A 19,567-nucleotide genomic window follows, 5' to 3' on the forward strand; every position below is an offset into this window, starting at 1 on the left:
GCCAATTCTTTGTAAGACAAACGGGTAAGACAGGAAAAGGAACTGACATGAATCAGCAGAAACGTAAAGGTAAGAACGTGATCCGCCAGGCGGTGCTCGCTGCCGCTATTTTCGGTTCTCTGGCTTCAGCTTCAGCATGGGCTGCCAAAGACGTTGTGATCGCCGTAGGCTCTAACTTCACCTCGCTTGATCCTTATGATGCGAATGACACCTTGTCGCAGGCGGTGGCAAAATCCTTCTATCAGGGGCTGTTTGGCTTCGATAAAAACATGAAGTTGGAAAACGTGCTGGCGGACAGCTACACGGTCAGCAAGGACGGGCTGGTTTACACCATCAAGCTGCATCCGGGCGTGAAATTCCAGGACGGCACCGACTTCAACGCGGCGGCGGTAAAAGTTAACTTTGATCGCGCCAGCAATCCTGACAATCATCTCAAGCGTTACAACCTGTTTAAAAATATCGCCAGCACGGAAGCGGTGGATGACACGACCGTGAAAATTACGCTCAAAGAACCGTTCTCGGCGTTCATCAATATTCTGGCACACCCATCGGCTGTGATTATTTCCCCGGCGGCGCTGACCAAATACGGCAAAGAGATCGGTTTCCATCCGGTGGGCACCGGCCCGTATACGCTGGATCAGTGGAACCAAACCGACTTCGTGAAAGTGAAGAAATTCGACGGTTACTGGAAAAAAGGCGAGCCTAAACTCGATACCATCACCTGGCGTCCGGTTGTAGATAACAACACCCGCGCCGCGATGCTGCAAACCGGTGAAGCTGATCTGGCGTTCCCGGTGCCTTACGAGCAGGCCGCGCTGCTGGAGAAAAACCCGAAACTGGATCTGGTGGCCGCGCCGTCAATTTTGCATCGTTACATCAGCTTTAACGTGACGCAAAAACCGTTCGATAACGTGAAAGTGCGTGAGGCGATCAACTACGCCATCAACAAACAGGCGCTGATTAAAGTCGCGTTTGCCGGTTACGCTGTGCCTTCCGAAGGGCCATTGCCGCAGGGAATTGAGTACGCCGCGAAATTCAAACCGTGGCCATACGATCCGGCAAAAGCCAAACAACTTCTGAAAGAAGCGGGTTATCCGGACGGCTTTACCACCACGCTGTGGTCTTCACATAACAACAGCACCGCGCAAAAAGTGTTGCAGTTCACGCAACAGCAGCTGGCGCAGGTCGGTATCAAAGTGACGGTCACTGCGATGGATGCCGCACAGCGTGCCGCTCAGGTGGAGAACGTCGGGCAGAAAGAAGCAGGTATCCGCATGTTCTATACCGGCTGGTCGGCATCAACGGGCGAAGCTGACTGGGCGCTGTCGCCGCTGTTCTCAACCCAGGCTGCGCCACCGAAACAATTCAATACGGCGTTCTACAGCAATGCGCAGGTGGATAAAGATTTGTCCGACGCGCTGAAAACCACTGACAAAGCGGAGAAAGCCAAACTGTACGCCGATGCCCAGAAACAAATCTGGACCGACGCGCCGTGGGCATTCCTGGTGACTGAACGTCTGGTTTCTGCCAACAACAAACGTCTGACAGGTTTCTATGTGATGCCGGATACGGCATTCAGCTTTGATGATGCCGATGTGAAATAATATGCGGTGAAGCTTTCAGGGTGCGGGTTCAAAGTTTCCGCGCCCTGAACTTACGTGTTCCGCAGACGGAATAGGGATGTCATACCGTGAAATCACAGACAGCGAATCATGCTTAATTATTTTCTGAAACGATTACTGGGACTGATTCCGACATTGCTGATTGTGGCAGTGCTGGTCTTTTTATTTGTACATCTTTTGCCGGGCGATCCGGCGCGTCTGATGGCCGGACAGGACGCAGACGCCAGCGTCGTGGCGCTGGTCCGTCAGGATTTAGGGCTGGATAAGCCGCTCTATCAGCAATTCCTCACCTTCTTCGGCAACGCGCTGACCGGTGATTTCGGGCACTCGATGGTGTCCAAACGCCCGGTCATTGATGAAATCAGCTCCCGCTTTATGCCGACCTTCTGGCTGACGCTGACCAGCATGCTGTGGTCGGTGATTATCGGGCTGCTCATTGGCGTAGTCTCCGCCGTCTGGCGCAACCGCTGGCCGGATCGTCTGGGCATGGCGCTCGCTGTTTCCGGTATCTCTTTCCCGGCCTTTGCGCTGGGTATGCTGCTGATGCAGGTTTTCTCCGTTGAACTGGGCTGGTTGCCGACCGTCGGGGCTGACGGCTGGCAGCATTATATTCTGCCGTCCATCACGCTGGGCGCGGCGGTGGCGGCCATTATGGCGCGCTTTACCCGGGCGTCTTTTGTTGAAGTTATGCAGGAAGATTACATGCGCACGGCGCGGGCGAAGGGCGTTCATGAAGCCGTTGTGGTGGTAAAACACGGGCTACGCAACGCCATGATCCCGGTTGTGACCATGATGGGATTACAGTTTGGGTTCCTGCTGGGGGGCTCGATTGTGGTCGAGAAAGTCTTCAACTGGCCGGGGTTAGGGCGGTTGCTGGTAGATTCCGTGGAGATGCGTGATTATCCGGTGATCCAGGCCGAGGTACTGCTCTTCTCTCTCGAATTCATCCTCATCAATCTGCTGGTGGACATGCTGTACGCCGTGATTAACCCTTCTATCCGATACAAGTGAGCAGTCGCATGAAAAACTGGCGGAGAAATGCCGTACTGGCGAGCTTGCCGATAATCACATCCGAAACTTCGCAGGCGGTAAGAACGCCGTGGAAAGCGTTCTGGCGGCGCTTTCGCCGGCAACATATCGCGATGATTGCGGGCGTTTTCATTCTTTTACTGATTGCCGCTGCGATCTTTGCGCCGTGGCTGGTGCCCTTTGATCCGGAAAATTACTTCGATTACGACCGTCTGAACGAAGGTCCGTCGGTGATGCACTGGCTCGGTGTGGATTCACTCGGGCGGGATATTTTCAGCCGTATCCTGATGGGCGCGCGGATATCACTCACCGCCGGCGTAATGTCTGTGGTACTCGGCGCAGTTATCGGCACGGTGTTCGGATTACTGGCCGGATACTACGAGGGCTGGTGGGATCGCATCACCATGCGCGTTTGCGACGTGCTGTTTGCTTTCCCCGGTATCCTGCTGGCGATTGCCGTGGTTGCCGTGATGGGTAACGGCATGTCGAATGTGATTATCGCGGTTGCTATCTTCAGCATCCCGGCGTTCGCACGTCTGGTGCGTGGTAATACGCTGGTGCTGAAACAGCAAACTTATATTGAATCGGCACGCAGCATCGGGGCATCCGACGCCACGATTTTGTTCCGTCATATCCTGCCGGGCACGTTGTCGTCGATAGTGGTGTATTTCACCATGCGCATTGGTACATCTATTATCACCGCTGCCAGCCTGTCGTTCCTGGGAATGGGCGCGCAACCCCCGACGCCGGAGTGGGGCGCCATGCTCAACGAGGCCCGTGCCGACATGGTCATGGCACCGCACGTGGCCATATTCCCAAGTCTGGCGATATTCCTCACCGTTCTGGCATTTAATTTACTGGGCGATGGATTACGGGACGCGCTGGATCCGAAATTGAAGAGCTGAGATTTTGGGGTTCCCCAAAGCCCCCCTTTTATCTGAATCTCGAAGATTTCCGTTTCTCATAAACAGCCTTCACAGAACCTACGGTATTCGAAACCGCCCAAGAGCGGGAAGTGCTTTCCCTCTCTTGGGCGGTTTCGGCACAGTGCGTTGAGTGACCACTGCAAGTGAGAAACCGAAATTCTCTCATTCAGCATTGAAAGGCATTACGCCCTCATGCCCTGGAGTGCAAAAACTCCGCATGGAATTGCAGGTGATCTTCCACAAACGAGGCAATCGTAAAGTAGCTGTGATCGTACCCCGGCTGGACGCGAAGCTGTAACGGCCAGCCGCGCTGGCGGGCGATTTCGGCCAGTTTTGCCGGTTGCAGCTGATCTGCGAGAAACTGATCGCCATCACCCTGATCGACTAAAATCGGGAATGGCTTCTGATCTGCCGGCAATGCACTCAGCAGATGGCAACTGTCGTATTGCAGCCACTGACTTTCGTCGTCACCCAGATACGCACAGAAGGCTTTGCGTCCCCACGGAACCTGCGCCGGATTCACAATGGGTGCAAACGCGGAAACTGAACAGAAGCGGTGCGGATTACGTAACGCCAGCATCAGCGCACCGTGGCCGCCCATGGAGTGACCGAAAATCGACTGACGATCGCTGACGTTGAAATGCCCGCTGATAAGCGCAGGCAATTCGTCGAGCAGGTAATCGTACATCTGGTAATGCGCGGCCCACGGCGACCGGGTGGCGTTCAGATAAAATCCTGCGCCCTGACCGAGATCGTAGCCTTCGTCGTTGGCGACACCTTCGCCGCGCGGGCTGGTATCCGGCATCACCAGAATCAGCCCAAGCTCAGCCGCGACGCGCTGCGCCCCGGCTTTCAGCGTGAAGTTTTCATCATTGCAGGTCAGGCCCGACAGCCAGTACAGCACCGGCGGGGGCGTGTCATCTTTTGCCGGTGGCAGATAGATGCTGAACGTCATGCCACAATTCAGGCTGGCCGAAGTATGGCGGTAGCGCTGCTGCCAGCCGCCAAACATCCGGTGTTCTTCGAGTAGTTCAATCGAGCTGCTCATCGAAAACTTTCCTTACTTGTTAAAATGAATAACCGTACGGATAGACTTACCTTCGTGCATCAAATCGAACGCTTCGTTGATTTCTTCCAGCGGCATGGTGTGAGTGATGAAATCGTTCAGGGCGAATTCGCCGTCCAGATAACGCTCTACAATGCCCGGCAGCTGGCTGCGGCCTTTGACGCCACCGAATGCGGAACCCCGCCATACGCGGCCGGTTACCAGCTGGAACGGACGGGTGGAGATTTCTTCACCGGCACCTGCAACGCCGATAATGACCGACTCGCCCCAGCCTTTATGACAGCATTCCAGCGCGGAACGCATCACGTTCACGTTGCCGATACATTCGAAGGAGAAGTCCACGCCGCCGTCGGTCATTTCGACGATCACGTCCTGAATCGGCTTATCAAAATCTTTCGGGTTAATCAGATCGGTTGCGCCGAGTTTACGGGCCAGATCGAACTTGCTGGTGTTCAGATCGATACCGATGATGCGGCCTGCGCCTGCCATCACGGCGCCGATAATCGCGGAAAGACCGATGCCTCCGAGGCCGAAGATCGCCACAGTATCGCCTTTTTTCACTTTGGCGGTGTTAATCACAGCGCCCATACCGGTGGTCACGCCGCAACCGAGCAGACACACTTCTTCCAGCGGCGCTTCTTTATTGATTTTCGCCAGTGAAATTTCAGGAACCACGGTGTATTCGGAGAAGGTCGAGGTGCCCATGTAATGGAAAATTGGCTGGCCGTCTTTGAAGAAACGCGTGGTGCCGTCCGGCATCAGGCCTTTACCCTGCGTGGTGCGGATCGCCTGACACAGGTTAGTTTTGCCGGACTTACAGAACTTACACTCGCCACATTCCGGGGTGTACAGCGGGATCACGTGGTCGCCAACGGCCACGCTGGTGACGCCTTCGCCGACAGCTTCTACTACACCACCGCCTTCATGGCCGAGGATTGCGGGGAAAACGCCTTCCGGATCTTTGCCTGAAAGGGTGTAGGCGTCGGTGTGGCATACGCCGCTGGCAACGATACGCACCAGCACTTCGCCTTTTTGTGGTGGCATCAAATCCACTTCTTCGATGGACAGAGGTTGATTCGGGCCCCAGGCGACGGCCGCACGTGTTTTAATCATTTCCATTATGTTGCTCCAGTCAGGTGTTTTTAGCTTAATCAGATTTCAGGTTAATAAGTCGGATGCAGTGCCGGGTCATGTTCGCCGGCCAGAGGGTGTTTCAGTAACGGGATCACACCGTCATTCTGTTCGATAATCAGTTCTTTCAGCGCCCGGACATTCGGGCTGAAAGCGTCCCTGCGCCAGATAAGCCAGGTGGCGGTATCGGCGAATTCATCCGGAATTTCGTGAATTTCTACGCGTTCGTGGCCGGGCAATTGTTCCAGCACCGAACGCGGGATCATCGCGATACCCGCACCGCTGGCAACGCAGGCCATCATTGAATGATAGGACTGAATTTCCATCGTATTGGCAACCGGCACATTCATTTCCTTAATCCAGCCCTGCAAACGCTGGCGATAGGAACAGCTCGGGCGGAAGGCAAATACGGTATGACCGCTGCGACCGGCAGGTACGACGAGTGGCGATTCACCCAGCGGGCTGATTACCACCATGCGTTCGCGAAATGAGATACAGCCGTTGATGTCGTCAAAATCTATCGGACCATCAACCAGCGCCGCAGCGAGACGTCCGGCACGTACGCTGTCAATGGTTTCGCCGGAAGTGGCGGTCACCAGCGACAATGCTACCTGGGGAAATTTCTGATGATAAGCCGCCAGCAACGAAGGCAGACGCGTTGCTGCGGTGCTTTCCATCGAGCCCAGCGCGAAATTCCCGGCAGGTTCTCCGGCATGGGTGATGCTCATCGCTTCATCGCTCAGCGCAAGAATGCGCTCGGCGTAGTTAAGGAAGTTGTGGCCCATCGCGGAAAGGCGGATACGCTGTTTTTCGCGGATGAACAAATCGGTGCCCAGTTCGAGTTCGAGCTGGCGCAGGCGGGTGGTCAGGTTTGAAGGCACGCGGTGGAGTTGCTCTGCCGCACGCGCCAGCGAACCGGTTTCCGCTACGCAGCAAAACATCCGTAACTGAGTCAGATCCATGATGGGTTCCTGTGTTCTCGAATCGTAAACAACTTGGTTTGTATTATTCAGTTTTCGTGATTGTACTCATAAGGCATCATAGCCACAACTTCCAATTAACTTTCTTTTAAGAAATCTGCTGTTTTCGGCAACAGGCTTTGAGTATGTTTATTCATTGTTTCTGATATGTTGCATTGCGGTTTCTTCTGACGGAGCAGTTATGGCTTTTCGTATTGCGCTTAGTGGTTTTCTGGCTTTTGTGGTCGCGATGGGTATCGGGCGCTTCGCCTTCACGCCGCAGGTTCCTTTAATGATAGCTGAACATCAGTTCACGCTGACCGGCGCGGGTTTAGTCGCCGCCTTCAACTATCTCGGTTATCTGTGTGGCGCGTTTGACGGAATGCGTGCGGCCAACCACCTCGAACGCCGGTTATGGCTGGGTGTGTGGGGCGGCGTTGTACTGACATTACTGTCGGCGGTGATTTCCGGCGAAGTGCTGCACAGCATCGTGCGCTTCCTGATCGGCTGGACCAGCGGCTGGGCGATGGTGATGGTCTCCGCATGGTGTAACGAACGGCTGGCGCATTTTGGCCGTCCGGCAATGAGCGCGGCGGTATTCGCCGGTCCGGGTGCCGGGATTTTCCTGAGCGGCATGTTAGCCGTAGGTATCCACAGTTTACAGCTGTCCTCGGCACAGGCCTGGTGCGTTTACGGTGTGCTGGCGCTGATTTTTGTGGCAATTATCACGCCGAATCTGCCCCGTAAAGGTGATTTACATCGTTCCCATGTGGCGGCGGAACCGCTGGTCATGACACCGGCGCTGAAACGTCTGGTGTGGAGTTACAGTCTGGCGGGCTTTGGGTACATCCTTCCCGCGACATTTTTATCGCAGATGGCGACGGCACGTTTTCCTGACAGCCTGTTTGCACAGTTTGTCTGGCCGGTGTTCGGCGGCGCGGCGGTTGTCGGCATCGTGATAGGTATTCTGACCCGCCATTGCCTGACGACGCATAAACGTCTGGCGCTGACATTATGGGCGCAGGGACTGGGGATTTTGTGTGCGGAAGTCGTGCCGGGCGTGACCGGGCTGGTGCTCGGGGCATTGCTGACCGGCGGCGGTTTCCTCAGCGTGGTACAGCTGGCGTTGCAATGCAGCCGCGAACTGGCGCCGAATCACAGCCGTTATATGGCCGGATTGCTCACCACCGGTTATGCCGTCGGGCAGCTGTTCGGGCCAATTTTATCTGCGATTTCGACTGCGCTGACGCATCATCTGGAACCGGCCCTGTATGTCGCGCTGGCCGGTTTCGTGATTGCCGGCGCGCTGGTCTTCCGGCAGAACCGATAAGTTGCAGCTATTTCATCCATCATGAAACACTATCACTGGATTCTGAACCGGCTCTCCACTACAGTAAGCCACCTCACTTTGGCGTGATCTGCGTCAAAGTGATTACACCTGCCGGAGAAGAATGAATGCCAACCCTGAGTAAAGAAGCCATTTTAGTCCATGAGGCATTGTTAGCCTGTGGTCTGGAAACCCCTCTGCGTGAAGCCCTGCCGATCGACAACGAAACGCGCAAACAGCGGATCCAGGAACATATGACTGGCATCATGCAATTGCTCAATCTGGATCTCTCCGATGACAGTCTGGTGGAAACGCCGCGTCGTATCGCGAAGATGTACGTTGATGAAATTTTCTCCGGGTTGGATTACGCGAACTTCCCGAAAATCACTGTTATCGAAAACAAGATGAAAGTGGATGAGATGGTGACGGTGCGTGATATCACCCTGACCAGCACCTGCGAACATCATTTCGTGACCATCGACGGGAAAGCCACCGTGGCGTATCTGCCAAAAGATACCGTGATCGGTTTGTCGAAAATCAACCGCATCGTGCAGTTCTTCTCGCAGCGTCCGCAGGTTCAGGAACGTCTGACCCAGCAGATTCTGGTGGCGTTACAGACGCTGCTCGGCACGCCAAATGTGGCAGTGTCGATTGATGCCGTGCATTACTGCGTGAAAGCCCGCGGCGTGCGTGACGCAACCAGCGCGACAACCACCACGTCTCTGGGCGGTCTGTTCAAGTCCAGCCAGAATACACGTCAGGAATTCCTGCGTACTGTAAGACACGCCAGTTAATGGCGGCGTTTTAACCGGTCAGACACTTTCATATTGCGGCACCTTCAGGGTGCCGTTAGTCTGTCTGGAGCCCGCAAAATTTTCAGCTCCTTACCGTTAACAGGAACGCCAGGTATGCGCTCACGTATTGCCACGCTCGACTTTGCCCGTGGTCTCGCCATTTTTGGCATCCTGCTTCTCAATATCAGCGCCTTCGGTTTACCGAAAGCTGCGTACCTGAATCCGGCATTTGCCGGAACCCCATCAACCTCTGACGCCTGGACCTGGGCGGTGCTCGACGCCGTCGCGCAGGGTAAATTCCTGATGATGTTTGCCATGCTGTTTGGCGGCGGTTTGTATTTGCTGATGCCGCGTGGCAAACACTGGATCCAGTCGCGTCTTTCGATTTTATTATTGTGCGGCCTGATCCACGCCACATTGTTGTGGGATGGCGACATTCTGCTGTCCTACGGACTGATTGGTCTGGTGTGCTGGCGTATGGTAAGGGAAGGGCGCAGCAGCCAGTCGCTGGTTTCGACCGGGATTATTTTGTATCTCATCGGCGTCGCGGTACTGGCGATTTTGGGCGTGATTTCTTCACCCAAAGCGGGAAGTTTTTGGCTGCCGGGACCGGCTGAAATTCAGTATGAGCAATACTGGCGGCTGAAAGGCGGCTGGGAAGCTATTCACAACCGGCTGGATCTCTTATCTTCAAGTTTGCTGGCGATTGGTGCGCAATACGGTTGGGAACTGGCGGGCGCAATGTTGATCGGCTCCGGGCTGATGCGTAGTGGATGGCTGAAAGGCGAATTCAGCGAGCGGCATTACCGCAAAGTGGCGGCGGCGCTGTTACCGCTTTCATTGGTGATACAAATTCCGGCGATTTACCTGCAATGGAAGAGCGGCTGGGATTACCGCTGGAGCGGCTTTTTGTTGCAGGTTCCACGTGAAATTGGCTCGCTGATGCAGGCCGTCAGCTATCTGGCGCTGTGTTATGGCTTCTGGTCGGTGATTTCGCGCTGGCGGCTGGTTCACTGGATTTCTCAGGTTGGCCGCATGGCGCTGACCAATTACCTGTTACAGACGCTGATATGCACCACGTTCTTCAATTTCTTCGGCTTCTTCCTGCACTTCGACCGGCTGCAACTGCTGGCGATGGTGCCGCTGGTCTGGGCGTGCAACCTGCTGGTAACGCTGCTGTGGCTGCGTTATTTCCGTCAGGGGCCTCTGGAATGGCTATGGCGAAAACTGACCATTAAAGCCTCTGGCGTTGAGATGAAAACGGCTTGAGGTGTGTGCTGATATATCATCCTAAATTATAGATTTGAGATGGACGTTGCAGAATTGTATGTAAACGTTTTCTTTCCTGTGACGTGATTCACGCAGGCGTTATCGCAAAATGTTTAGGATAGCGGTCGTGCCAGTCTGACGACCACTACACTAAAAAAGGAAACGCCATGAGCACTTCACCTCGCTTCTCTTTGTCTGCATTTTTTACCTCCTGGGTTAACCATTTCCGTATTCCTCCGTACCACTCTCTGGCTGATGACGGAGCGACAAATGGTCACCATTCGTGATGTCGCCCGTCTGGCGGGCGTGTCTGTCGCCACTGTTTCCCGTGTTCTGAACAATCCGTCTATCGCCAGTAAAGAAGCCCGCGAGCAGGTTTTGCAGGCCGTCGCCACGCTGGGATACCGGCCTAACGCCAACGCACAGGCGCTGGCAACGCAAACCAGCGACACCATCGGCGTGGTCGTGATGGACGTATCAGATCCCTTTTTTGGCGCGCTGGTGAAAGCGGTTGATACCGTAGCGCAGCAGCATCAGAAATACGTTCTGATAGGTAACAGCTATCACATTGCCGAAAAAGAAAGGCATGCCATTGAAGTTTTGATCCGCCAGCGCTGTAACGCGCTCATCGTGCATTCCAAGGCGCTTGGTGATGATGAGCTTTCTCGCTTTATGGATCAGGTTTCCGGCATGGTGCTGATTAACCGCGTTATTCCGGGCTACGAGCATCGCTGCGTGTGGCTCAATAACGTCAGCGGGGCAGAAATGGCCACGCGTCTGTTGCTGTCTCAGGGACATCAGCGCATCGGCTATATCGGCTCAAGCCACGGCATTGAAGATGATTTGCAGCGCTATCAGGGTTATTTACAGGCCATGACGCAGGCACATCATTCTGCCGTTGCTCCTCCCGCGGCCTGGCGCGCGCAAAGTTCGCCGGATTTGCAGGGCGGAGAGGCAGCGATGGTTGAACTCCTCGGACGCAATCTGCATCTGAGCGCGGTCTTCACGTATAACGATTCGATGGCGGCGGGGGCGATGGCAGTGTTGAAAGAAAACGGAATTAACATTCCTGACGATTTCTCACTGGTAGGTTTTGACGATATTCCGATTGCCCGGTACACCAGCCCGAAAATGACAACGGTGCGTTACCCGATTGTCTCAATGGCGACGCTCGCCACCGAACTGGCATTAAAAGGTGCGGCAGAACAGTTAGCTACGGGCGTTTCGCATTGTTTTATGCCGACGCTGGTCAGACGCCATTCAGTGGCGCCGTGGCAAAATGTGGCACCCGTCACTTATTGATCAAATAACGCGATGTAACCGTTTTCAATCTGTGAGAACTTTCACAGTTTATTAACATCGCGGCCTTTATGATGCATTCGTTTTCAACATGATTCACTTTGTGTCCGGCGTTACCGGACTGGTTTCACAGCGAGTCAGGACGTTATAAGTCAAGGATGGCAGGCACCCACAATCATGACGTGGAGCTGTACTGCTCCCGCAGGGATTTCCGGTGCCAAATTCTGTAACACCCTACATAACCGGAGATACAAATGAATAAAAAGGTTTTCACACTGGCTACTCTGGCTGCGAGCATGATGTTTGGTTTTGCCGCACACGCTGCTGATACTAAAATCGGTGTCACCATCTATAAATACGATGACAACTTCATGTCTGAAGTGCGCAAAGCCATCGAGAAAGATGCAAAAGCTTCTCCAGATGTGCAACTGCTGATGAATGACTCGCAAAACAGCCAGTCCACCCAGAACGACCAGGTTGACGTTATGCTGGCGAAAGGGGTTAAAGCCCTGGCCATTAACCTGGTTGACCCGGCTGCTGCCCCGGTCATTATTGAGAAAGCCCGCGGTGCTGGCATTCCTGTCGTTTTCTATAACAAAGAACCTTCCCGTAAAGATTTAGACAGCTACGACAAAGCCTATTACGTCGGGACTGACTCTAAAGAATCCGGCGTTATCCAGGGTGAGCTGATTGCTAAACACTGGAAAGCGAATCCGGCCTGGGATCTGAACAAAGACGGCACCATCCAGTATGTGCTTATCAAAGGCGAACCTGGCCATCCGGATGCTGAAGCGCGTACCAAATACGTCATCAGCACTTTGAATGGTAAAGAAGGCCTGAAAACTGATCAGCTGCAACTTGATACAGCAATGTGGGATACCGCTCAGGCGAAAGACAAAATGGACGCCTGGCTGTCCGGTCCTAACGCTAACAAAATCGAAGTGGTTATCGCCAACAACGATGCAATGGCAATGGGCGCTGTAGAAGCACTGAAATCGCATAACAAATCCAGCATTCCGGTCTTCGGTGTGGATGCGTTACCAGAAGCGCTGGCACTGGTTAAATCTGGCGCGATGGCCGGTACTGTGCTCAACGATGCAAGCAACCAGGCTAAAGCAACATTTGAGCTGGCTAAAAATCTGGCTGAAGGTAAATCAGCAGCCGATGGCACCAGCTGGAAAGTTGAAAATAAAGTCGTTCGTATTCCTTACGTGGCTGTAGATAAAGATAACCTGTCTACTTTCACCAAATAAGACAGACTTTTTAGCTTTACACAGTAAGTATTAAGACTGACAGACAGCAATAAAGAAAAACAAAGCTAAGCAGTGGCAATTAATATTGCGGTTAAGCCGTAAAAAAACAGTAAGTGTTATAAGACGTTAATGCTTGTCTGACAGGACGTCATGTCATAATGCAGCCGGCAGGTTCGCTTACCGGCTGCATTACTGACATCAGGTATTAATACATCCGTTTATTTTTATCTTTAGCCAGGTACAACTATGGCCGATATTTCGTTATCTGACACAAAAACAGAAAAGCCAGGTGAATTTCTGCTGGAAATGAGCGGCATTAATAAATCATTCCCAGGCGTTAAGGCGTTAGATAATGTGAATTTAAAAGTGCGTCCGCATTCCATCCATGCCTTAATGGGGGAAAATGGCGCGGGTAAATCCACATTATTAAAATGCCTTTTCGGAATTTACAGTAAAGACTCCGGTACGATTCTATTTCAGGGACAGGAAGTCAATTTTAAAAGCTCCAAAGAAGCGCTTGAACAAGGTGTGTCGATGGTACATCAGGAATTAAACCTGGTGTTACAGCGTACGGTCATGGACAACATGTGGCTGGGACGTTATCCGACTAAAGGCATTTTTGTCGATCAGGACAAAATGTACAAAGACACCAAAGCGATTTTTGACGAGCTGGATATTGATATCGACCCGCGTGACAAGGTCGGTAAATTGTCTGTTTCCCAGATGCAGATGATCGAAATCGCCAAGGCGTTTTCCTACAATGCCAAAATCGTCATTATGGATGAACCGACATCTTCCCTGACGGAAAAAGAAGTGAACCACCTGTTCACGATTATCCGTAAGCTGAAAGATCGCGGCTGCGGTATTGTGTATATCTCTCATAAGATGGAAGAAATTTTCCAGCTGTGTGATGAAATCACCATCCTGCGTGACGGCCAGTGGATTGCTACTCAGCCGCTGGAAGGCCTCGACATGGACAGAATCATTTCCATGATGGTTGGCCGCTCACTGAGTCAGCGCTTCCCGGATCGCCAGAACGTGCCGGGTGAAGTGATCCTTGAAGTGCGTAATCTGACTTCACTACGTCAGCCTTCGATCCGTGATATTTCCTTTGATTTACATAAAGGAGAAATTCTCGGGATTGCCGGTCTGGTTGGTGCGAAACGTACAGATATCGTCGAGACATTATTTGGCATCCGTGAGAAAGTTTCCGGCACCATTAAACTGCACGGCAAAAAAATTAATAATCACAGCGCCAATGAAGCCATTAATCACGGGTTTGCGCTGGTGACTGAAGAGCGTCGTTCCACCGGTATTTATGCCTATCTGGATATCGGTTTTAACTCGCTGATTTCGAACATCCGTCAATATAAAAATAAAGCCGGATTGCTCGATACCACTCGGATGAAAAGTGATACCCAGTGGGTTATCGATTCCATGCGGGTGAAAACGCCAGGGCATAAAACCAGTATTGGCTCTTTGTCTGGCGGGAACCAGCAAAAAGTCATTATCGGGCGCTGGCTATTAACCAATCCTGAAATATTAATGCTGGATGAACCAACTCGCGGGATTGATGTTGGCGCTAAATTTGAAATTTACCAGTTAATCACCGAGTTGGCTAAAAAAGAGAAGGGGATCATTATTATCTCCTCTGAAATGCCTGAGTTGCTGGGTATTACTGACAGAATATTGGTTATGAGTAATGGACAGGTTGCGGGTATTGTTGAAACAAAAACGACTTCGCAGAACGAAATATTACGCCTGGCCTCCTTGCATCTCTAATTTTTAAGGGTTCTTATTATGAAAGCATTAAATAAGAAAAGCGTGCTCACTTATTTAAAAGAGGGCGGGATTTATGTGGTATTGCTGGTCTTACTGGCCATTATTATCATTCAGGATCCAAGCTTCCTCAGTCTGGTTAACCTGAGTAACATTCTTACGCAATCTTCTGTGCGCGTGATTATTGCGCTCGGCGTGGCGGGGCTGATTGTCACGCAGGGTACTGACTTGTCAGCCGGTCGTCAGGTCGGTTTAGCGGCGGTTGTCGCGGCAACCATGTTGCAGGCGATGGATAACGTCAACAAAGTCTTCCCGCATCTGGAAGTGGTGCCGATCCCGCTGGTTATCCTGACCGTGTGTATTGTTGGTGCGCTGATCGGTTTGCTTAACGGCATTATCATTGCTTACCTGAACGTAACGCCGTTTATCACCACGTTGGGTACCATGATTATCGTTTACGGGATTAACTCCCTGTATTACGACTATGTAGGCTCCTCACCGATTGCCGGTTTTGATCCGGGCTTTTCGAAGTTCGCACAGGGCTTTATTCACCTGGGCGGCCTGAAGCTTTCTTACATCACCTTCTACGCAGTCATTGCTATCGCCTTCGTCTGGGTGCTGTGGAACAAAACACGTTTTGGTAAGAACATCTTCGCCATCGGCGGCAATCCGGAAGCGGCGAAAGTTTCAGGCGTTAACGTACCGTTAAACCTGATCATGATTTATGCGCTGTCAGGTGTGTTCTATGCCTTCGGGGGGTTGCTGGAAGCAGGGCGTATCGGCAGTGCAACCAACAACCTCGGCTTTATGTATGAACTTGATGCTATCGCCGCCTGCGTGGTCGGCGGCGTGTCATTTGCCGGCGGTGTGGGTTCTGTAGCCGGGGTCGTAACTGGTGTGCTGATATTCACCGTCATCAACTACGGTCTGACCTATATCGGCGTTAACCCTTACTGGCAGTACATTATCAAAGGCAGCATCATCATCTTCGCGGTGGCGCTGGACTCTTTGAAATACGCCAAGAAGAAATAAATGATCGGGTTATAAAAGAGAAGGCCGCTTATGCGGCCTTTTTGCTGTCGTAAATTCGGTTCTTACTGCCTGAACGGATTTCTGCCCACCGGTTTCGGCGGTTCAAGCCGGGATGCCGGTGCGGCATCCTCAGTTTCGGCCTGAGCGGCTTCATTGGCTTCCTGCTCAGCTTTCAGTTTTGCGGCTTCCTCTGCGGCGGCTTTGTCCGCAGCCGCTTTATCTGCTGCTGCCTTGTCGGCTGCGGCTTTGGCGATGGCGGCTTTCTTCTCGGCTTCCAGCTGCTGTTGCAGGGCCAGCACTTGTTCAGGTGTCACTGCCGGATAACCCTGTGCATCGTCGGGAATATTGTGCACCGCGGGAATGGGGATCAGCGGCCCGAGGAAGCGGGGTTCGCGTTTAAGCAGATACAAATCCGTCAGCGCGCCGAGGCGGGCGAAGATCTCGCGGCTGCGCACGCTGAGCATATTTTTCGGTGAAGGCACGGCAAAACACTGCGCCTGAATACCCATGTGCAGTGCGATAAACAACGCACGTTCACAATGGAAACGCTGGGTAATGATGATGAAATCGTTGGTGTCGAAAACTTTACGGGTGCGCACGATGGAGTCGAGCGTCCGGAACCCGGCATAGTCGAGCACGATGTCACTGGCTGGAATGCCGGCGGCGATCAGATCCCGGCGCATGGTGCTCGGTTCGTTGTAGCTTTGCTGTGCATTGTCGCCGCTCAGCAGCAGGTATTTCACTTTGCCGCTGTTGTAGGCGTTGATCGCGCCCTGAATGCGGTAAAGGTAATACTGATTGATGACGCCGGTACGGTAATACTTGGAAGTGCCGAGAACGACGCCAACCTGGCGGTGAGGCAGGGTCTGCACTTCGTCATAAATGTAAGGCTGGGTGCGCAGGCTTATCCACTGATCAAGCCCGATAGCGACCGCCAGCATCAGAATAACGATGCCGGTAACGCCAGCTATAAGTCGCTTAATCATAGGTATCCCTGTTTATGATCGGATTGAAAACGGATCCAAGGCTACTTTACCTGTTTAGGGGACGCAATACGTCGCACTCTGTAACCACCGGCATCGCGGGTTTTTTCAGCACTTTTCAGGCAATTACTTTCGAATCTGCGTAACGGGCTGCAATTTAGACGAAAAATAAGACCAATGCACAAGGCATTGGTCTGGATCATGGTCAGTCAGCTTATGACCTAAACGCTATCAGAATGAAGTGCGTTTATAACTGCGATATTGCGGTGCCCAGAAGTTGTGTTCAATCGCTTTCGACAGCGTATCTTCCGATGTCACCATCGCCACACCCTGCAACTGCGCGGCTTTACCCACTTCCAGCGCGATGCATTTGGACACGCCCTGAATATCATCGACGTCCGGCAGCAGCGAGCCTTTACCTTCGGTTGCCAGCGGTGAACATTCGGCCAGCGTTCGGCTAGCGGCCATCAGCATACCGTCAGTCACGCGCGTTGCGCCTGAGGCAATGACACCCAGACCGATGCCCGGGAAGATAAAGGAGTTGTTGCACTGGGCGATAGGGTAAAGCGTGCCTTTATGGCTTACCGGCGCAAACGGGCTGCCGGTGGCGACGAGCGCCGCACCGTCCGTCCAGTTGAGGATATCGGCGGGTGTCGCTTCTACGCGTGATGTCGGGTTACTCAGCGGCATCACCACCGGACGTGCACAGTGTTTGTGCATTTCACGGATGATTTCTTCGGTGAACAGACCCGGCTGGCCGGAAACCCCGATAAGCACCGTCGGCTTGGCATGACGCACCACGTCCAGCAATGAAATGCTGTCGTTAGCCATGCCCCAGTTTGCCAGTGCGCTGCTTTTCTGCACCAGTTTGCTCTGGAAATCCAGCAGGTTAGGCAGTTTGTCGGTTAGCAGGCCGAAGCGGTCAACCATGAAGACTTTCGCACGGGCTTCTTCTTCACTCAGGCCTTCGGATTTCATCTGTGCAACAATTTGCTCTGCGATACCACACCCGGCAGAACCTGCACCGAGGAAGGCAACGGTCTGGTCACTCAGCTTACCGCCGGCGGCTTTGCTGGCAGCAATCAGGCTGCCCAGTGCCACGGACGCTGTGCCCTGAATATCATCGTTAAAGCAGCAAAGTTCGTCGCGGTAACGTTCGAGGATCGGCATGGCGTTCTTCTGCGCGAAATCTTCGAACTGCAACAGCACGTTCGGCCAGCGGATTTTTACCGCCTGAATGAACTGGTCGACAAAGGCTTCGTACTCTTCGCCGGTGATGCGCGGGTGACGCCAGCCCATGTACAGCGGATCGTTGAGCAGTTGCGGGTTGTTGGTGCCTGCATCCAGCACAACCGGCAGGGTATATGCCGGGCTGATGCCGCCGCACGCGGTATACAAAGACAATTTACCGATAGGAATGCCCATACCGCCGATACCCTGATCGCCCAGGCCCAGAATACGTTCGCCGTCAGTCACCACGACCACTTTGACGTGTTGTTTGGTGGCGTTTTGCAGCATGTCGTCGATGTGCGCGCGGTTCGGATAAGAGATAAACAGGCCACGGGCGCGGCGGTAGATATCAGAGAAATGCTCGCAGGCTTCGCCGACGGTCGGAGTATAAATCACCGGCATCATTTCGCTGAGATGGCTGTCGAGAAGGCGGTAAAACAGCGTCTCGTTAGTGTCCTGAATATTACGCAGATAGATATGTTTATCGATGTCAGTTTTGAAATTCTGGAACTGGCGGTAGGCGCGATCGGCCTGTTCTTCAATCGTTTCAACGGCTTCAGGCAACAGGCCGTGAAGGTTGAAATTGCTGCGCTCTTCTTCGGTAAAAGCGCTGCCTTTATTCAGTAACGGGAATTCTAACAGGATTGGGCCAGCGTGAGGGATGTACAGGGGACGTTTGCTTTCGTATTCAAGTTCCATCGTTTTACTCTTCCGGTGCTCAGAATGTTAATTTTTATAGTTTAGAGACGAAAGGGTAACAGAGAGGAAACGGGGAATTCAAATCAGACAATGTTATGTAACTAATGACTACAGGAACGTAGTCATTAGTGTTAGGTAGATCACGAAACCCGGTAGTTTCAGCAGTTCAGTGTGGTGACGTCTTCGCAGCCGATGGCTTTCAGCGTGGCGCGGGTGGCGTCATTTTGGGTGATCAATGCGCCTTCCTGTTCGACCAGCACGGCGCGACGGACTTTCAGGCAGTCTTCGCCGGACAGGTTCAGCAGGATTAATGCCGCCTGTAGCGGAGGCAGGCTTGGGTTGAAAGCGGCGTTTTCCGCGTAACGCCCGGCAAACTGTTTGCCGTTAAGCGTTTCCAGTGCCACGCCGCTGTGCGATTTGCTGTACGGTGCATGGCTCTGGTTGCAGGCATCCAGCGCATGCGCAGCCAGCGCATCGTGGGTTTTCAGCGTGTAACCGTGATCGACTTTATCCATCAGCAGCGTGGTGATATCCAGATCCTTCGGCCCGAACGAATGCGGCAGATAGTCGCCGAGCGTGGCGACATCGCGATCCGGCAGATGGATATCCAGCGCCGTGCCGCTGGTCAGTTCATTCATAAACTGACGGCAATGGCCGCAAGGCGTGTAATTGACGGTGATTGAGGCCAGACGCGTTTCGCCACGCAGCCAGGCGTGTGTGACCGCAGATTGTTCGGCATGAACGGTTTGCTGCATCGGCGCACCGGCAAATTCCATGTTGGCACCGAAATACAGATTACCGGAGATTCCGCGGGCAATTGCGCCCACGTTGAAATGCGAAATCGGCGTGACGGAACAGGCTGCTGCCAGCGGTAACAGGGCGAATGCCAGCGCGTCGTCATTCAATCCTGTCTCTTGTTTTATCTGTGCAACATCCGCCGCAGAGAACATTGCCGGAAAGTCGTCATGTCGCAGAAATGGCTCAAGCGCGGAGGATAAATTTTCAGTGAGTGCCGCAAAGGCGGTATGAAAACGTGCGTGCATAAACATTCGATCTCGACAGTGATTACGGTTGAACAGTGTAAAAGTCATTCCATGAATGTAGTGTGATGAATGTCACTTTTTCGATGTAATAAGTTCTGAGTCATTACATTTTTGAGAGATGTTACG

General features: G+C 53.0%; 16 protein-coding genes. 10 read left to right on the forward strand and 6 right to left on the reverse strand.

Going from position 1 to position 19,567, the window contains the following annotated elements:
* The first annotated feature begins 47 nt into the window (after window positions 1–47).
* The 3 genes from gsiB to gsiD all read left to right on the forward strand — a co-directional run bounded on the left by gsiB (window position 48) and on the right by gsiD (window position 3,556).
* Window positions 48–1,604, forward strand: coding sequence for a glutathione ABC transporter substrate-binding protein GsiB (gsiB, locus tag J1782_RS11060; RefSeq protein WP_152324236.1), 1,557 nt, complete (start codon window positions 48–50; stop codon window positions 1,602–1,604).
* A 108-nt stretch (window positions 1,605–1,712) separates the two neighbouring features.
* A complete protein-coding gene (gsiC, locus tag J1782_RS11065) occupies window positions 1,713–2,633 on the forward strand; it encodes a glutathione ABC transporter permease GsiC (RefSeq protein WP_152324235.1) in 921 nt (306 codons plus the stop codon).
* 8 nt (window positions 2,634–2,641) lie between these two features.
* Window positions 2,642–3,556 (forward strand): glutathione ABC transporter permease GsiD, encoded by a 915-nt coding sequence (gsiD, locus tag J1782_RS11070; protein ID WP_152324234.1) that lies wholly within the window; start codon window positions 2,642–2,644, stop codon window positions 3,554–3,556.
* A 211-nt stretch (window positions 3,557–3,767) separates the two neighbouring features.
* On the opposite strand, the gene fghA is transcribed toward gsiD, so the two are convergent.
* The 3 genes from fghA to J1782_RS11085 are packed head-to-tail and all read right to left on the reverse strand — an operon-like array spanning window position 3,768 to window position 6,736.
* A complete protein-coding gene (fghA, locus tag J1782_RS11075) occupies window positions 3,768–4,625 on the reverse strand; it encodes an S-formylglutathione hydrolase (protein WP_165058139.1) in 858 nt (285 codons plus the stop codon).
* 12 nt (window positions 4,626–4,637) lie between these two features.
* Window positions 4,638–5,762, reverse strand: a complete 1,125-nt coding sequence (locus tag J1782_RS11080) for an S-(hydroxymethyl)glutathione dehydrogenase/class III alcohol dehydrogenase (RefSeq protein ID WP_152324232.1) — start codon at window positions 5,760–5,762, stop codon at window positions 4,638–4,640.
* Between the two features lie 44 nt (window positions 5,763–5,806).
* Window positions 5,807–6,736, reverse strand: coding sequence for a LysR family transcriptional regulator (locus J1782_RS11085; protein WP_152324231.1), 930 nt, complete (start codon window positions 6,734–6,736; stop codon window positions 5,807–5,809).
* Window positions 6,737–6,935: 199 nt separating this feature from the next.
* Here J1782_RS11085 and J1782_RS11090 point away from each other — a divergent pair, with 199 nt between their 5' ends.
* The 7 genes from J1782_RS11090 to mglC all read left to right on the forward strand — a co-directional run bounded on the left by J1782_RS11090 (window position 6,936) and on the right by mglC (window position 15,486).
* Window positions 6,936–8,063 (forward strand): YbfB/YjiJ family MFS transporter, encoded by a 1,128-nt coding sequence (locus J1782_RS11090; RefSeq protein WP_152324230.1) that lies wholly within the window; start codon window positions 6,936–6,938, stop codon window positions 8,061–8,063.
* 125 nt (window positions 8,064–8,188) lie between these two features.
* Window positions 8,189–8,854: a GTP cyclohydrolase I FolE gene (folE, locus tag J1782_RS11095; RefSeq protein WP_217153155.1), complete on the forward strand. Its 666-nt coding sequence runs from the start codon at window positions 8,189–8,191 to the stop codon at window positions 8,852–8,854.
* A 114-nt stretch (window positions 8,855–8,968) separates the two neighbouring features.
* Window positions 8,969–10,123, forward strand: a complete 1,155-nt coding sequence (gene yeiB / locus J1782_RS11100; protein WP_217153156.1) for a DUF418 domain-containing protein YeiB — start codon at window positions 8,969–8,971, stop codon at window positions 10,121–10,123.
* A gap of 270 nt (window positions 10,124–10,393) precedes the next feature.
* Window positions 10,394–11,425 carry an HTH-type transcriptional regulator GalS gene (galS, locus tag J1782_RS11105; RefSeq protein WP_152324227.1) on the forward strand — a complete coding sequence of 344 codons (1,032 nt, stop codon included), beginning with the start codon at window positions 10,394–10,396 and terminating at the stop codon, window positions 11,423–11,425.
* Between the two features lie 251 nt (window positions 11,426–11,676).
* Complete coding sequence (mglB, locus tag J1782_RS11110) at window positions 11,677–12,675, forward strand: galactose/glucose ABC transporter substrate-binding protein MglB (protein ID WP_217153157.1); 999 nt, start codon at window positions 11,677–11,679, stop codon at window positions 12,673–12,675.
* 246 nt (window positions 12,676–12,921) lie between these two features.
* Entirely contained in the window at window positions 12,922–14,457 is a 1,536-nt protein-coding gene (mglA, locus tag J1782_RS11115) for a galactose/methyl galactoside ABC transporter ATP-binding protein MglA (protein WP_152324226.1), read from the forward strand.
* An 18-nt stretch (window positions 14,458–14,475) separates the two neighbouring features.
* On the forward strand, window positions 14,476–15,486 hold the full coding sequence (gene mglC, locus J1782_RS11120) for a galactose/methyl galactoside ABC transporter permease MglC (protein ID WP_120163900.1): 1,011 nt from the start codon (window positions 14,476–14,478) through the stop codon (window positions 15,484–15,486).
* Window positions 15,487–15,548: 62 nt separating this feature from the next.
* On the opposite strand, the gene sanA is transcribed toward mglC, so the two are convergent.
* The 3 genes from sanA to cdd form a co-directional block, all read right to left on the reverse strand.
* Complete coding sequence (sanA, locus tag J1782_RS11125; protein WP_217153158.1) at window positions 15,549–16,472, reverse strand: outer membrane permeability protein SanA; 924 nt, start codon at window positions 16,470–16,472, stop codon at window positions 15,549–15,551.
* Window positions 16,473–16,700: 228 nt separating this feature from the next.
* Window positions 16,701–18,398, reverse strand: a complete 1,698-nt coding sequence (locus J1782_RS11130; protein WP_152324224.1) for an NAD-dependent malic enzyme — start codon at window positions 18,396–18,398, stop codon at window positions 16,701–16,703.
* Window positions 18,399–18,556: 158 nt separating this feature from the next.
* Window positions 18,557–19,441, reverse strand: a complete 885-nt coding sequence (cdd, locus tag J1782_RS11135) for a cytidine deaminase (protein ID WP_152324223.1) — start codon at window positions 19,439–19,441, stop codon at window positions 18,557–18,559.
* Window positions 19,442–19,567: the final 126 nt, after the last annotated feature.

This window comes from Rahnella sp. BCC 1045, assembly GCF_019049615.1.
Classification (GTDB): domain Bacteria; phylum Pseudomonadota; class Gammaproteobacteria; order Enterobacterales; family Enterobacteriaceae; genus Rahnella; species Rahnella contaminans.

Coding starts and splice junctions, on each gene's coding strand:
- gsiB (WP_152324236.1), top strand. CDS start 48: ATGAATCAGCAGAAACGTAAAGGTAAGAACGTGATCCGCCAGGCGGTG.
- gsiC (WP_152324235.1), top strand. CDS start 1,713: ATGCTTAATTATTTTCTGAAACGATTACTGGGACTGATTCCGACATTG.
- gsiD (WP_152324234.1), top strand. CDS start 2,642: ATGAAAAACTGGCGGAGAAATGCCGTACTGGCGAGCTTGCCGATAATC.
- fghA (WP_165058139.1), bottom strand. CDS start 4,625: ATGAGCAGCTCGATTGAACTACTCGAAGAACACCGGATGTTTGGCGGC.
- J1782_RS11080 (WP_152324232.1), bottom strand. CDS start 5,762: ATGGAAATGATTAAAACACGTGCGGCCGTCGCCTGGGGCCCGAATCAA.
- J1782_RS11085 (WP_152324231.1), bottom strand. CDS start 6,736: ATGGATCTGACTCAGTTACGGATGTTTTGCTGCGTAGCGGAAACCGGT.
- J1782_RS11090 (WP_152324230.1), top strand. CDS start 6,936: ATGGCTTTTCGTATTGCGCTTAGTGGTTTTCTGGCTTTTGTGGTCGCG.
- folE (WP_217153155.1), top strand. CDS start 8,189: ATGCCAACCCTGAGTAAAGAAGCCATTTTAGTCCATGAGGCATTGTTA.
- yeiB (WP_217153156.1), top strand. CDS start 8,969: ATGCGCTCACGTATTGCCACGCTCGACTTTGCCCGTGGTCTCGCCATT.
- galS (WP_152324227.1), top strand. CDS start 10,394: ATGGTCACCATTCGTGATGTCGCCCGTCTGGCGGGCGTGTCTGTCGCC.
- mglB (WP_217153157.1), top strand. CDS start 11,677: ATGAATAAAAAGGTTTTCACACTGGCTACTCTGGCTGCGAGCATGATG.
- mglA (WP_152324226.1), top strand. CDS start 12,922: ATGGCCGATATTTCGTTATCTGACACAAAAACAGAAAAGCCAGGTGAA.
- mglC (WP_120163900.1), top strand. CDS start 14,476: ATGAAAGCATTAAATAAGAAAAGCGTGCTCACTTATTTAAAAGAGGGC.
- sanA (WP_217153158.1), bottom strand. CDS start 16,472: ATGATTAAGCGACTTATAGCTGGCGTTACCGGCATCGTTATTCTGATG.
- J1782_RS11130 (WP_152324224.1), bottom strand. CDS start 18,398: ATGGAACTTGAATACGAAAGCAAACGTCCCCTGTACATCCCTCACGCT.
- cdd (WP_152324223.1), bottom strand. CDS start 19,441: ATGCACGCACGTTTTCATACCGCCTTTGCGGCACTCACTGAAAATTTA.